13 protein-coding genes are annotated in these 12,908 nt (G+C 66.4%); 5 read left to right on the plus strand and 8 right to left on the minus strand.

The window, feature by feature from the left end; genetic code table 11:
• Nucleotides 1–110 precede the first annotated feature (110 nt).
• The 5 genes from kdsB to BM436_RS09570 form a co-directional block, all read right to left on the minus strand.
• Nucleotides 111–863: a 3-deoxy-manno-octulosonate cytidylyltransferase gene (kdsB, locus tag BM436_RS09550; RefSeq protein WP_093555284.1), complete on the minus strand. Its 753-nt coding sequence runs from the start codon at nucleotides 861–863 to the stop codon at nucleotides 111–113.
• Nucleotides 863–1,039, minus strand: a complete 177-nt coding sequence (locus BM436_RS09555) for a Trm112 family protein (protein ID WP_082219489.1) — start codon at nucleotides 1,037–1,039, stop codon at nucleotides 863–865. Before BM436_RS09555 ends, kdsB begins: the two co-directional genes overlap by 1 nt.
• Nucleotides 1,020–2,072, minus strand: a complete 1,053-nt coding sequence (gene lpxK / locus BM436_RS09560; protein WP_093555285.1) for a tetraacyldisaccharide 4'-kinase — start codon at nucleotides 2,070–2,072, stop codon at nucleotides 1,020–1,022. Before lpxK ends, BM436_RS09555 begins: the two co-directional genes overlap by 20 nt.
• An 81-nt stretch (nucleotides 2,073–2,153) precedes the next feature.
• Nucleotides 2,154–2,588 (minus strand): ExbD/TolR family protein, encoded by a 435-nt coding sequence (locus BM436_RS09565; RefSeq protein ID WP_093555466.1) that lies wholly within the window; start codon nucleotides 2,586–2,588, stop codon nucleotides 2,154–2,156.
• A 9-nt stretch (nucleotides 2,589–2,597) separates the two neighbouring features.
• Nucleotides 2,598–3,206, minus strand: a complete 609-nt coding sequence (locus BM436_RS09570; RefSeq protein WP_093555286.1) for a MotA/TolQ/ExbB proton channel family protein — start codon at nucleotides 3,204–3,206, stop codon at nucleotides 2,598–2,600.
• A 915-nt stretch (nucleotides 3,207–4,121) separates the two neighbouring features.
• Here BM436_RS09570 and xseA point away from each other — a divergent pair.
• On the plus strand, nucleotides 4,122–5,474 hold the full coding sequence (xseA, locus tag BM436_RS09575) for an exodeoxyribonuclease VII large subunit (RefSeq protein WP_093555287.1): 1,353 nt from the start codon (nucleotides 4,122–4,124) through the stop codon (nucleotides 5,472–5,474).
• A 6-nt stretch (nucleotides 5,475–5,480) separates the two neighbouring features.
• Here the strand turns inward: xseA and BM436_RS09580 are convergent, their stop codons facing one another.
• Nucleotides 5,481–6,518 carry a glucokinase gene (locus tag BM436_RS09580; RefSeq protein WP_093555288.1) on the minus strand — a complete coding sequence of 346 codons (1,038 nt, stop codon included), beginning with the start codon at nucleotides 6,516–6,518 and terminating at the stop codon, nucleotides 5,481–5,483.
• A gap of 273 nt (nucleotides 6,519–6,791) precedes the next feature.
• Here BM436_RS09580 and sodB point away from each other — a divergent pair, with 273 nt between their 5' ends.
• The 4 genes from sodB (at nucleotide 6,792) to BM436_RS09600 (ending at nucleotide 11,443) form a co-directional block, all read left to right on the plus strand.
• A complete protein-coding gene (gene sodB / locus BM436_RS09585) occupies nucleotides 6,792–7,370 on the plus strand; it encodes a superoxide dismutase [Fe] (RefSeq protein WP_093555289.1) in 579 nt (192 codons plus the stop codon).
• Nucleotides 7,371–7,585: 215 nt separating this feature from the next.
• A complete protein-coding gene (locus BM436_RS09590; protein ID WP_093555290.1) occupies nucleotides 7,586–8,725 on the plus strand; it encodes a TRAP transporter substrate-binding protein in 1,140 nt (379 codons plus the stop codon).
• Between the two features lie 85 nt (nucleotides 8,726–8,810).
• Nucleotides 8,811–9,398, plus strand: coding sequence for a TRAP transporter small permease subunit (locus BM436_RS09595; RefSeq protein WP_093555291.1), 588 nt, complete (start codon nucleotides 8,811–8,813; stop codon nucleotides 9,396–9,398).
• Nucleotides 9,395–11,443, plus strand: a complete 2,049-nt coding sequence (locus BM436_RS09600) for a TRAP transporter large permease subunit (RefSeq protein WP_093555292.1) — start codon at nucleotides 9,395–9,397, stop codon at nucleotides 11,441–11,443. Before BM436_RS09595 ends, BM436_RS09600 begins: the two co-directional genes overlap by 4 nt.
• A gap of 21 nt (nucleotides 11,444–11,464) precedes the next feature.
• Here BM436_RS09600 and BM436_RS09605 read toward each other — a convergent pair whose 3' ends face one another.
• On the minus strand, nucleotides 11,465–12,217 hold the full coding sequence (locus BM436_RS09605) for a hypothetical protein (protein WP_093555293.1): 753 nt from the start codon (nucleotides 12,215–12,217) through the stop codon (nucleotides 11,465–11,467).
• Nucleotides 12,208–12,906, minus strand: a complete 699-nt coding sequence (locus BM436_RS09610) for an ABC transporter ATP-binding protein (protein ID WP_093555294.1) — start codon at nucleotides 12,904–12,906, stop codon at nucleotides 12,208–12,210. Before BM436_RS09610 ends, BM436_RS09605 begins: the two co-directional genes overlap by 10 nt.
• Nucleotides 12,907–12,908: the final 2 nt, after the last annotated feature.

The raw sequence follows: 12,908 nt of genomic DNA on the forward strand, positions 1-12,908 counted from the left end.
CGTGAGCGGAAGGCGCCGGCGGGCGGAAGGGGCCGAGGTAGCGCTCTCAAGAGTGCCACCCGGCGCGAAGGCGCCGGATGGGCGAACGTACCGCGCGTGTTGCGGGAAGATCAGCTCGGATAGTGGCGGCGGACGCGCTCCAGGTCCTCGGGCGTGTCGACGCCCGCGGCGGGAGCGGTATCGGTGACGTGGACGGCGATCGGGTAGCCGTGCCACAACACGCGCAGTTGCTCCAGGGCCTCGATCGATTCCAGCGGGGACGCTTCCAGTTCCGGGTAGGCCTGCAGGAAATCGTTGCGGTAGGCGTACAGGCCGATGTGGCGCAGCGGCGCGTAGCCGGCCGGCAGCGCGTCCCTGGACTGGGCGAACGCGTCGCGGTGCCATGGAATGGTGGCGCGCGAGAAATACAGCGCGCGTCCGGCCTTGTCCAGCACCACCTTCACGACATTCGGGTTGAAGACGTCGGCCACGTCGTGCAGCGGATGGGCGCAGGTCGACATCGGCACGTCGGCGCCGATGCGGGCGGCGGCGGCGGCCAGCAGCGCGGGATCGATCAGCGGCTCGTCGCCCTGCAGGTTCACCACCACGGCGTCCGGCGCCAGGTTCAGCGCGCGCGCCACCTCGGCGATGCGGTCGGTGCCGGAGGGATGGTCGGCGCGCGTCATGCACACTTCCACGCCGTGGGCGGCGCAGGCGGCGCGGATGTCCTCATGGTCGGTGGCGACGATGATGCGCCCGGCCCCGGCCGACGCGGCGCGTTCGGCCACGCGCACCACCATGGGCTTGCCGCCCAAGTCGGCCAGCGGCTTGTTCGGCAGGCGGGTGGACGCCAGGCGGGCCGGGATAATGACGGTAAAAGCCACTATTCCACCGCATCCTGCAGCGTGCGGGCCTCATCGGCCCACATGATCGGTATGCCGTCGCGGATCGGATAGGCCAGGCGGTCGCCGCGGCAGATCATTTCCTGGGCCTTTTTATCGTACTCCAGCGGTCCCTTGCAAACGGGGCAGACCAGGATATCAAGCAGTCGAGCATCCACGACATTTCTCCACTATGTGTTCGGCCAGCGCGGCATCGATGCGCGCTGAAACCGGAACCACCCACAAGCGCGGGTCGTTCCTCAGTTCTTCAATTTGGGCACATTTTACTGCATCCTTCTCCGTCATCAAGATCAGGTCCGCGTCCACGCCGTCGAAGGGGCGGTCCAGGAAATCGTGATGGTCGGGCAAGGGCAGCTCGGTGAAGCGCAGGCCGGCGCCCTTCAGCATGGCGAAGAAGCGCGCCGGGTTGCCGATGCCGGCGGCGGCCGCCACTTTCAGCTCCCGCCCCGCCAGTTCCGCCAGCGACACGCGCTCGCCGCGGTCGGTCAGCCGTTCGGCCACGTCGCCGGCCAGGATCATACGCGCCGGTTGGCGTTCCTCGCCTGGCGCGACCGCCGCCGCCAGCTCCTTCGTCAATTCCGGCGTGTTCACCACCGTGAAATCGCGGCGGCGGGACGGCTTTTCGCGCAGCGGACCGGCCGGCAGCAGCCAGCCATTGCCCACGCCGCGGCCGTCGAACAGCACGATTTCCACGTCGCGCTGGAGTTTATAGTGCTGCAGGCCGTCGTCCGCGATCAGGATATCCACTTCCGGATGGGCCGCCAGCAGCGCGTGGCCGGCGGCGGCGCGGTCGCGTCCCACCATCACCGGACAGCCGGCGCGGGCGGCGATCAGCACCGGCTCGTCGCCCACCTGTCGCGGGGTGGACGCGGCGGTGACGGGACGGGGCGCGCCGTCCTTGCTGCCGAAGCCGCGCGAAATCACGCCCGGGCGGAAGCCCGCCTCCCGCAAAACCTGCACCAGCCAGATCGTCAGCGGCGTCTTGCCGGTGCCGCCAATAAAGATATTGCCCACCACCACCACCGGCACCGGCAACCTGGTCGACTTCAGCACGCCGGCGCGGAACAGCCCGGCGCGCAGGCCGGACAAGCCGCCGAACAGCAGCGACACCGGCCACAGCGCGCAGGCCAGCGGCCCGCGCCGCAGCCAGTTGCGGGTCAAGGTGGATTCAAGCGAGGAGGATGTCGACATGGGCAACTTGCCGAAGGCGAGCTGAGCCCCATTTGGGGCCTGGCCCCAAATGGGGCTCAGCTCGCTTCACGGCGGGATATTTTATTTGGGGGCGCTGGTTTGCGCGGCGAAGGTGAGCTTGTCGTAGCCGGCCAGACGGGACGCTTCCATCACGTTGATCACCATCTGGTGCATCGCGAACTGGTCGGCGTTGATGATGATCACCGGCGACTTGCCGTCCTGGCCGTTCTGCCTGGCCGCGTTTTTCAGCGTCTCGGCCAGCCCGGCCACGTTCTGGAACGACACCGGCACGTTGTTGACCGTGTAGTTGCCCTTGGCGTCCACCGTCACGTTGATCTCGTTGGGCCGCTCGGGCGCTTTTTCGGCGTCGGCGGTCGGCAGCGTGATCTGCAGTTCGGTGAACTTGCTGTAGGTGGTGGTCACCATCAGGAAGATCAGGATCACCAGCAACACGTCGATGAAGGGGATCAGGTTGATCTCCGGGTCTTCGCGGTGCTGGCCGCGGCGGAAATTCATGCCCATGGCTCAGGTCCGGCGCGCGCAGTGGACCACGTCGACGAATTTGATGGCCTGCTGCTCCATGTCGATGATGAAGCTGTCCACCAGCGCGCGGAAGTGGCGGTAGAACACCAGCGTGGGCATGGCGATCGCCAGGCCGAAGCCGGTGTTGTACAGCGCCACCGAGATGCCGTGCGCCAGTTGGGCCGGGTTGGTGCCGGTGGCGTTCTGGGCGCCGAAGATCTCGATCATGCCGACCACGGTGCCGAACAGGCCCATCAGCGGAGCCAGCGTGGCGATGGTGCCCAGCGTGGTCAGGAAGCGGTCCAGCACGTGCGCCACGCCGCTGCCCGCCTCTTCGATGGTTTCCTTCATCACTTCGCGCGGCGCGTCGATATTGCGCAGCGCGGCCGACAGCACCACGCCCAGCGGCGAACTCTGCTCGAGCTTCTGGATCACGTCCGGCGTGATGTTGCCGCTGCGATAAACGCCGACCACCTCGTCCAGCAACTGGCGCGGGATGATGCGGGCGCGGCGCAGATACATCAGGCGCTCGATGATGAGCGCGGTGGCGACGATGGAAGCGAACAGCAGCGGCCAGATGGGCCAGCCAGCGGCTTGGATGATGGCGAGCAAATCGTACTCCTGGATAAATGGCCGCGCCGGCTGCGCGCCTAAACGCGCAATGTATCTTGTTGGGGACGACTCGGCAAGTATGCGCCGCTTCAAGCTTATCCAAGCTTCTGCACATTTTCTGTGGACAAGATTGTTAGCAAGGACAGGGGCTCCATATCAAGCCTTTGATTTATAAGGATAAATTTTTCATGCATCAAAAACGCGCACCATTCCGCCGGCGAAGCGCGGTGGACAACCCGATAGTTCTCCCCACATTCTGTTGATAAGATTGTGCGCAATGGTCTTGCGAAGCAGGAAAGTGCTTGTTTTTCAAGGACTTTTTGGGCATGCGCAAAAATTTCGCATTGGCATCAAAACGCCGCGAGTTATATGGCTGTGGAAGGTTTCCGCCGAGCTTCCCCGGGGCTTTGGGGACAAGCGCCTGATTCTGCACAAAAACTGTGGATAATATTGTTAGCAATGACACTGCCAAGAGCTAAGTGCCTTGATTCGTAAGGAATTTTTATCAACGCACAAAAAGCAGGCAGACGCCGGACCGTCCGCGCCGGTGCACTTCTGCACACATTGTGTGGATAAGATTGTTAGCAATGGCCCGGACTGCTTGCTATGTCATTGATTTGTAATCATATTGTTTCCATGCGCAAAAATGAGGCACAGCCAAAACCGGCCCGTTTTGATGATACTCAAAAGTTTCGCACAATTTATGTGGATAACTTTGTGCGTAACCGCCGGTGGCCGGCGCAAAGTACTTGATCCTTAAGGATTTTCCTGAAATGCTCATCAATGAAGCATTCGGTTTTATCTTTTAAAATCAATTGTTTACAAAAAATACTTGCCACACTAAATCAGATGTGACATAAGCATGACCTCCGCGAGATTTTGTGGACAGTTACTCTTCAGTTTCCGGTTTGAACCATGATAAACAGCACCGACACCACTTACCCACAGCCCGCCGTGATGACGGTCAGCGCCCTCAACCAGGCGGTTTCCCGGCTGCTGGAGCGCTCCTTTCCATTGAGCTGGATCTCCGGCGAGATCTCCAATTTCACCCGCGCCAGTTCGGGCCACTGGTACTTCACCCTGAAGGACGACGCGGCCCAGGTGCGCGCGGTGATGTTCCGCGGCCGCGCCCAGTACGCCGGCTTCGTGCCGCGCGAGGGCGACAAGGTCGAGGTGCGGGCGCTGGTCACCCTGTACGGCCCGCGCGGGGACTACCAGATCAATGTGGAGGCGATACGCCGGGCCGGCGTGGGCGCGCTGTTCGAGGCCTTCGTGCGGCTCAAGGAAAGGCTGGGCGCGGCCGGCCTGTTCGACCAGGAGCGCAAGCGCGCGCTGCCGATGTTCGCGCGCGCCATCGGCATCGTCACCAGCCCGCAGGCGGCCGCCCTGCGCGACGTGCTGACGGCCCTGCGGCGCCGCGCGCCGCACGTGGCCGTGGTGCTCTACCCCGCCCTGGTGCAGGGGCAGCAGGCGCCGGAGCAAATCGCCGCCGCCATCAACACCGCGTCCGCGCGCGCCGAGGTGGACATCCTGATCGTGTGCCGGGGCGGCGGCAGCATCGAAGACCTGTGGTCCTTCAACGACGAGGGGGTGGCCTACGCCATCGCCAACTGCGCGATGCCGGTGATTTCCGGGGTGGGCCACGAGACGGATTTCACCATCGCGGACTTCGCGGCGGACCTGCGCGCGGCCACGCCGACGGCGGCGGCCGAACTGGCGGCCACGCCGCGCGGCGACTGGCTGGCCTCCCTGCGGGCCGACGCCACCGACCTGCGCCGCGCCATGCTGCGCGCGCTGGGCGAGGCCTCGCAGACGCTGGACAGCCACACCCGGCGCCTGCTCAGCCCCGCCGCGCAGATCGCGCAGCAGCGCGGCAAGCTGCTGGCGCACGCCACCGCGCTGACGCACGCCAACCGCGCGCCGCTGGCGCAGTCGCGCGTGGCGTTCGACAAGCTGCACGCCCGCTGGACTGCCCGCAAGCCGGACGTGTCGGCGCTGCGCACGCGGATGGAGGGCCTGCGCTGCCGCGCCTCGCTCGGCATCGCCAACCAGCACGCGCAGAAGCGCGACGCGCTGCGGGCGCTGTCGGCGCAGCTGGAAATGCTCAATCCCCAGCGCACGCTGGAGCGGGGCTATGCCATCGTCACCGACGGCAAGGGCGCGATACTGCGCTCGCCGGCACAGCTGCGGCCGCGCGAAAGCGTGACGGTGCGGCTGGCCGAGGGCGGCGCCAAGGTGGAAATCGCCAACGTCCAGCCGGAGCTGTAGGGGGAATCAGGCGATCTCCGCCAGAATCACGGACATGCCGATCAGCGCCGGATACTCGGCCGTGATCACGTAGGTGGGGATCTGCGCCAGGTAGTCGCTGAAGCGTCCCTTCTGCTCGAAGCGGCGCCGGAAGCCCGAGCGCGAAAAGAACCCGCCCAGGCGCGGCACGATGCCGCCGCCTATGTACACGCCGCCGCGCGATCCGAGCGTGATGGCGACGTTGCCCGCCATCGTCCCCAGCATCTCGCAGAAGGCCTCCAGCGTCTCCACGCACACCAGGCACTCGCCGCGCAGGCCGCGCTCGATGATCTGCGCCGTGTCGATGTCCTGCGCCGCCACGCCGCCGCGCGCGGCCAGCGCCTGGTACGTCAGCCGTATGCCCGGGCCGGACACCAGCCGCTCCGCCGACACGTGCTCGAACTGGCGCTGCGCGTAGCGCAGGATGTCGATCTCGCGCTCGCTGACGGCGGCGAAGGTGCAGTGCCCGCCCTCGCTGTCCATGGCCATCCATTCCCGTCCCACCGGCACCAGGCCGGACACGCCCAGCCCGGTGCCCGCCCCCACCAGGCCCACCACGCCGTTCAGGCGCGGCGCGCCGCCGCCCACCTGCACCCGGTGCTGTTCCGACAGGAAGGGCACCGAGCGGGCCAGCGCGGCGAAGTCGTTCACCACGTGCAGCGAGCGCAGGCTGAACTGGGAGCAGATGGCCTCCACCGAGAACGACCAGTGGTGGTTGGTCATGCGCACCCAGTCGCCGTCGATGGGGTTGGCGATGGCGATGCCGGCCTGGCGCGCCTGGTAGCCGCCGGCCGCCACCGTCGCCGGCCGCGACAGGTACTGCACGATGGCCGCGCCCAAGGTGGGATAGGCGGCGCACTCGGCGACCCAGATCGCGTCGATGCGTCCGGCCGCCGTCTGCAGGCCGAAGCGGGCGTTGGTGCCGCCGATGTCGGCCAGCAGCCAGGGCCGCTCGTAGCGCGCGCCGCCGCCGCCGTCCTCGTCGAAGAACTCAAGGGAATGCTGCGGGATGTTTTCAAGCTTCATGGCGGCTCCGGAAATCGCGGGTATGCCGCATAGTATAGCCAATGAAAACGATTTCACAACCAAAATCCGGGGGCCGGCGGGCCGCCTCGCATACGCGGGGGGGGCGCTAGCCGCCATACGCGGGCCGCTATGGTCCGGACCGCGCGCCCCGGCGGGCGCGGGCGCTTGTCCCCATGCGGTCCGGGGTCATATGAGCAGGCCGGCGCGCTTGGGTTTACAATAATGGTCGTTTCAGCAAAAATGATTTTCTGACTCAACCAAAAGGACACACACATGGAACATACCCTGCCACCCCTGCCGTATGCACTGGACGCCCTGGCGCCGCACATCTCGCAAGAAACGCTGGAATACCACTACGGTAAGCACCACCAAGCGTATGTCACCAACCTGAACAACCTGATCAAGGGCACGGAATTCGAAAACCTGTCGCTCGAAGAGATCATCAAGAAGTCCTCCGGCGGCGTGTTCAACAACTCCGCCCAGGTATGGAACCACACCTTCTACTGGAACGGCCTGAAGCCAAACGGCGGCGGCGCGCCCACCGGCGCCCTGGCTGACGCGATCAACGCCAAGTGGGGTTCGTTCGACAAGTTCAAGGAAGAATTCACCAAGTCCTGCATCGGCAACTTCGGTTCCAGCTGGACCTGGCTGGTGAAAAAGCCTGACGGCACCGTCGATATCGTCAACACCTCGAACGCGGCCACCCCGCTGACGACCGACAACAAAGCGCTGCTGACCTGCGACCTGTGGGAACACGCTTACTACATCGACACCCGCAACGCCCGTCCAAAATACGTTGAAAACTTCTTCAACCTGGTCAACTGGGAATTCGCGGCGCAGAACTTCGCTTAATCAGCGATCCACGCCGCAAAGCCAGCGCCGCTCACGCCGCGCTGGTTTTTTTATGCCCGGGCCACTTGTAAGCCCGGTGTAAGCCAAGCGTAAGCAAGCAGGAACATTCTTGCTCATCATTTAACAGATTCAAGGGATAGGAGGTGGTCGTCCAGCATTCAGCGCGTACAGATTTGTCGGTTTGATCCACTTATAAATAAGACAGGAGACACACGATGAAGAAGAACGATAGCAAGTCCACGCCACCCCAGGCCACCCGCCGCAAGTTCCTGGGCGGGGCCGCCGCCGGCGCCGCGCTGGCGCTGCCGATGGTCGCGGCGGCGCAAGGCCCCTCGCAGCTGCGCTTCCAGAGCACCTGGCCGAGCAAGGACATCTTCCACGAATACGCGCTGGATTTCGCCAAGAAGGTCAACGACATGACCGGTGGCGACCTGAAAATCGAGGTGCTGCCGGCCGGTTCGGTGGTGCCCGCCTTCGGCCTGCTGGACGCCGTCTCCAAGGGCACGCTGGACGGCGGCCACGGCGTGATGGGCTACAACTACGGCAAGCAGAGCGCCATCGCGCTGTGGACCTCCGGCCCCGTGTTCGGCATGGACGCCAACATGGTGCTGGCCTGGCACAAGTACGGCGGCGGCAAGGAGCTGCTGGCCAAGCTGTACGCGTCGATCGGCGCCAACGTGGTGTCCTTCCTTTCCGGGCCGATGCCCACCCAGCCGCTGGGCTGGTTCAAAAAGCCCATCACCAAGAAGGAGGACCTGAAGGGCATGAAGTTCCGCACCAACGGCTTGGCCATCGACCTGTTCACGGCCATGGGCGCGGCGGTCAACGCGCTGCCGGGCGGCGAGATCGTGCCGGCCATGGACCGCGGCCTGCTGGACGGCGCGGAGTTCAACAACGCCAGCTCGGACCGGCTGCTGGGCTTCCCGGACGTGTCCAAGGTATGCATGCTGCAAAGCTTCCACCAGAGCTCCGAGCAGTTCGAGATCACCTTCAACAAGGCCAAGTACGACGCGCTGCCGCCGAAGATGAAGGCCATCATCGACAACGCCGTGGAGGCCGCGTCGGCCGACATGTCGTGGAAGGCGATCGACCGCTATTCCAAGGATTACCGCGAAATGCAGGCCAAGGACGGCGTGAAGTTCTACAAGACGCCGGACACGCTGCTGCAGGAGCAGCTCAAGGTGTGGGACGAGGTGGTGGCCAAGAAGGGCGCGGACAATCCGCTGTTCCGCGAGGTGGAGAAGTCGCAACTGGCCTTCGCCGAGCGCGCCATGAAGTGGGACATGGACACCAACAACCCGCGCCGCATGGCCTACAACCACTACTTCGGCAGGAAGGCGCCGGCCAAGGCTTGAGCGGAAAGCAGGCGCCACCCGGCGCGCCCGGCGGCGGTCCGCCGCCCGGCGCGCCGGCACAGTCCCCACCTTCCCGGAGCCCCGCATGCAGAACGCACTGTTTTTCATCGACCGCATCAGCAGCTGGGTGGGCCAGGCCTTCTCCTGGCTGATCGTGGCGATGACCTTCCTCATTTCCTGGGAGGTGTTCGCGCGCTACGCGCTGAACCACCCCAATCCCTGGGCCTTCGACCTGATGATCATGATGTACGGCGCGGCCTTCATGATGGCCGGCGCCTACACGCTGGCCAAGAACGGCCACGTGCGCGGCGACGTGCTGTACAGCTTTTTCCCGCCGCGCCTGCAGGCCGGGCTGGACCTGCTGCTCTACATCGTCTTCTTCATCCCCGGCGTGGTGGCGCTGGCGTGGGCCGGCTACAGCTACGCGGCCGAATCGCTGGCCATCAACGAGCACTCCACGCTGACGGCCAACGGGCCGCCGCTGTACCCCTTCAAGATGGTGATCCCGGTTTCCGGCGTGCTGCTGCTGATGCAGGGGGTGGTGGAGATCGTGCGCTGCGTGATGTGCCTGCGCAGCGGCGCCTGGCCGCCGCGCGAGGCCGACGTCGAGGAAGTCGATGTAGAGAAGCTCAAGGAAATGGTGCACGCGGACGGCCCGGGAGAACGGCGATGAGAAAGGAAATCTGGTTTGGCCTGAGCATCCTGGTGGCCATCGTCGCCGCCCTGTTCGTCCTGCTGCCGTCGCCGGCGGACATGACCAACGGCCACGTGGGCCTGCTGATGCTGGCGCTGGTGGTGGTCGCCATCATGCTCGGCTTCCCCACCGCGTTCACGCTGATGGGCATGGGCGTGATGTTCGCCTGGTACGCCTTCCACAGCCGCGACCCGGCCCAGGCGGTGCAGATGACGCTGGACCTGATGGTGCAGCGCGCCTACTCGGTGATGGCCAACGACGTGCTGATCTCGATCCCGCTGTTCATCTTCATGGGCTACCTGGTGGAGCGCGCCAACCTGATCGAGAAGCTGTTCAAGAGTTTGCATATCGCGATGGCGCGGGTGCCGGGATCGCTGGCGGTGGCCACCATCGTCACCTGCGCCATCTTCGCCACGGCCACCGGCATCGTCGGCGCGGTGGTGACCCTGATGGGACTGCTCGCCCTGCCCGCGATGCTGAAGGCCGGCTACAGCACGCAGCTGTCGGCCGGCTGCATCACGGCCGGCGGCTGCCTGGGCATATTGATACCGCCGTCGGTGCTGCTGATCGTGTACGGCGCGACGGCCGGCGTGTCGGTGGTGAAGCTGTACGCGGGCGCCTTCTTCCCGGGCATCATGCTGGCCTTCCTGTACATCGGCTACGTGCTGCTGGTGGCCAAGCTGAAACCCGGCGCGGCGCCGCCGTTGTCGGCGGCGGAGCGCCAGGTTGCGCTGCCGCCGTTCGCGCAAGCCATCACGGACCGGGGCGGCAACCTGGCCGTGCCGGGACTGGCCTCGGCGCTGGGACGGGCGGCGCCGCCCGGCGTGGCGCCGCGCGCGGTGCGCAACAACCTGCTGGTGGCGCTGCTGCCGGCGCTGGCGTTCGCCGCCGTCATGGGTCTGAGCTACCGCTGGGTGACAGCGCCCGCCGCCGCGCCCACCGAGCTCGCGGAACTGGGCGCCGGGCAGGACCTGGGCGCATCCGGCACGGAGGCGGGCGGCTTGGCTGAACCGCCGATGGACAACGCGCTGGAGGAGCCGCCGGCCAACAACGATCTGCAGGAGCCGCCCGCCGAGGAACCCGCGCCGGCGGCGGACGACGGTGCCGCCGCGGGCGCGGCCGGCCGCGGGGCCAGCGGCGCGGCCGCCGGGACGCATCCCTCTGGCACGACCGCCGGTGGTCCGGCGGCGGCGTCCGGCGCTGCTGCGGCGGCGGGAGCGATGCCGGGGGCCGCAGGGGCCGCCGGCGCCGCCAATGCGCCCGAGGCCAGGCCCGCGCCCAACGGCTACTGGATCACGCTGGGCGTCGGCCTGGCGGCGCTGCTGCTGTTCTACGCCTACTTCTCGTTCGCGCGGCTGGAGATCTTCAAGATGCTGATGGGGTCGTTGTTCCCGCTGGCCTTCATGATCCTCGCGGTCCTGGGCAGCATCGTGTTCGGCCTGGCCACGCCGACCGAGGCGGCGGCGATGGGCGCCTTCGGCGGCATGCTGCTGGCGGTGGCCTACCGCCGCTTCAACTTCGCCATGCTACGCGAGTCCGCCCACCTCACCACCAAGACCAGCGCCATGGTGTGCTGGCTGTTCGTCGGCTCCAGCATCTTCTCCGCCGCGTTCGCGCTGCTGGGCGGCCAGGAACTGATCAACGCCTGGGTGCTCGGCATGGACCTGACGCCGGTGCAGTTCATGCTGCTGGCCCAGGTCATCATCTTCCTGCTGGGATGGCCGCTGGAGTGGACCGAGATCATCGTCATCTTCATGCCCATCTTCATACCGCTGCTGGGCCACTTCAATATCGACCCGCTGTTCTTCGGCCTGCTGGTGGCGATGAACCTGCAGACCGCCTTCCTGTCGCCGCCGGTGGCCATGTCGGCCTTCTACCTGAAGGGCGTGGCGCCGCCGCACGTGACGCTGAACCAGATCTTCCTCGGCATGATGCCCTTCATGGCGATCCAGGTGCTGGGCGTGGTGCTATTGTATATGTTCCCCGCGATCGGCCTGTGGCTGCCGCGGGTGCTTTATCAATAACGGCGCAGTAAGGGCGGAGGCTCAGCCGGCTTGCAGGGTGCGGACCATGCGTTCCTCGCTTTTCTCGCCGGCGCCGGCGTTGAAGATCTTCTTCTCGTTGCGCGTCATCAGCAGGCGGTCGCCGGAGAGCGCGTAGGTGCACTGCTCCTCCTGCCGGAACTCGAAGGACACCACGACGAAGGCGCGGCCCGAGCCGTGCAGGTCGAGCCGGCTGGCCAGCGGCGTGCCTTCCGCGCCTATCCACACCTCCAGCGTGCCCTCGAACTCCTTCAGGTGCTTGCGCTGGCGGTCGCTGAGGGTGTTGATGGGCACGGAGAAGGTCAGCAAGCGCGCCGGCTTGCCGTTGTGGGTGGCCGGCTTCTCCGACTTGTAGACGGTGCGCTCCACGTTGCGCGCCAGCGCCTCGGCGGCGGAGGTCATGGGCCGCAGATCGTCCGGCCCCACTTCGCGCAGCGCGTAGATGGTCGGCGTCTTGGCGTTGGGGTTCTTCGCCGTGCCCTGGTTCTCGGCGTCGAGGCGCGCCAGCAGGTCGCGCGGGTATTGCAGGCGCAGGCCCTGGCCGCCGTCCTCCACGGTGATGGTGGCCGCGCCGTTGAACTCCTCGGCCTCCTTGCCCTCGCCCACCTTGCGCCAGGTCCGCGTCTCCAGCGTGGCCTTCACCGGCGTGTGCGCCTGCATGCGGCCCAGCGCGCCTTTCAGGTCGGCCAGCCCGTCCGCGCGCGCGGCCCCGCACAGCACGGCCGCCGCCAGTCCAAGGGCATGGATCACGCGCATAAGGCCTCCTCTTCCTTCGCGGCCCGGTCGAGGCGGCCGGCCGCCATCGTCACCGTGCGCCCGCAGCGCGCGGCGATGGCGGGATCGTGCGTCACCAGCACCAGCGTGGAGCCGCGCTCGCGGTTCAGCGCGAACATCAGCCGCATCACGGCTTCGCCGGTGGCCGCGTCCAGGCTGCCGGTGGGCTCGTCGGCGAACAGCAGCGGTGGTTCGGCCACGAACGCGCGCGCCAGCGCCACGCGCTGCTGTTCGCCGCCGGACAGGTATTTGGGATAGTGCTTCAGGCGGCTGGACAATCCCACCCTGTCCAGCATGGCCTCGGCGCGGGTCCTGGCGTCGGCGTCGCCGCGCAGTTCCAGCGGCAGCATCACGTTTTCCAGCGCCGTCAGGTGCGACAGCAGCTGGAAGGACTGGAACACGAAGCCCAGCCGGGCCTGGCGGAACACCGCGCGGCCATCCTCGTCGAGCGCGAAGATGTCGGTCTGCGCCAGCTTCACCGTGCCGCTGGTGGGCGTGTCCAGCCCCGCGAGTATGCCCAGCAGGGTGGACTTCCCGGAGCCGGACGCGCCCACGATGGCCAGCGTTTCACCCGCGTTGACGGCGAGGTTGACATCGTCCAGGATGGTCAGCTCGCCGGTGGCGTCGGCCACCCGCTTGCCGAGATTGCGCACGTCGATGATGGGGATCATGT

The sequence above is a fragment of the Pseudoduganella namucuonensis genome (assembly GCF_900116645.1).
Lineage (GTDB): Bacteria > Pseudomonadota > Gammaproteobacteria > Burkholderiales > Burkholderiaceae_D > Rugamonas > Rugamonas namucuonensis.

Coding starts and splice junctions, on each gene's coding strand:
- BM436_RS09580 (WP_093555288.1), bottom strand. CDS start 6,518: ATGAAGCTTGAAAACATCCCGCAGCATTCCCTTGAGTTCTTCGACGAG.
- BM436_RS09610 (WP_093555294.1), bottom strand. CDS start 12,906: ATGATCCCCATCATCGACGTGCGCAATCTCGGCAAGCGGGTGGCCGAC.
- BM436_RS09605 (WP_093555293.1), bottom strand. CDS start 12,217: ATGCGCGTGATCCATGCCCTTGGACTGGCGGCGGCCGTGCTGTGCGGG.
- xseA (WP_093555287.1), top strand. CDS start 4,122: ATGATAAACAGCACCGACACCACTTACCCACAGCCCGCCGTGATGACG.
- lpxK (WP_093555285.1), bottom strand. CDS start 2,072: ATGTCGACATCCTCCTCGCTTGAATCCACCTTGACCCGCAACTGGCTG.
- sodB (WP_093555289.1), top strand. CDS start 6,792: ATGGAACATACCCTGCCACCCCTGCCGTATGCACTGGACGCCCTGGCG.
- BM436_RS09565 (WP_093555466.1), bottom strand. CDS start 2,588: ATGAATTTCCGCCGCGGCCAGCACCGCGAAGACCCGGAGATCAACCTG.
- BM436_RS09595 (WP_093555291.1), top strand. CDS start 8,811: ATGCAGAACGCACTGTTTTTCATCGACCGCATCAGCAGCTGGGTGGGC.
- BM436_RS09600 (WP_093555292.1), top strand. CDS start 9,395: ATGAGAAAGGAAATCTGGTTTGGCCTGAGCATCCTGGTGGCCATCGTC.
- BM436_RS09590 (WP_093555290.1), top strand. CDS start 7,586: ATGAAGAAGAACGATAGCAAGTCCACGCCACCCCAGGCCACCCGCCGC.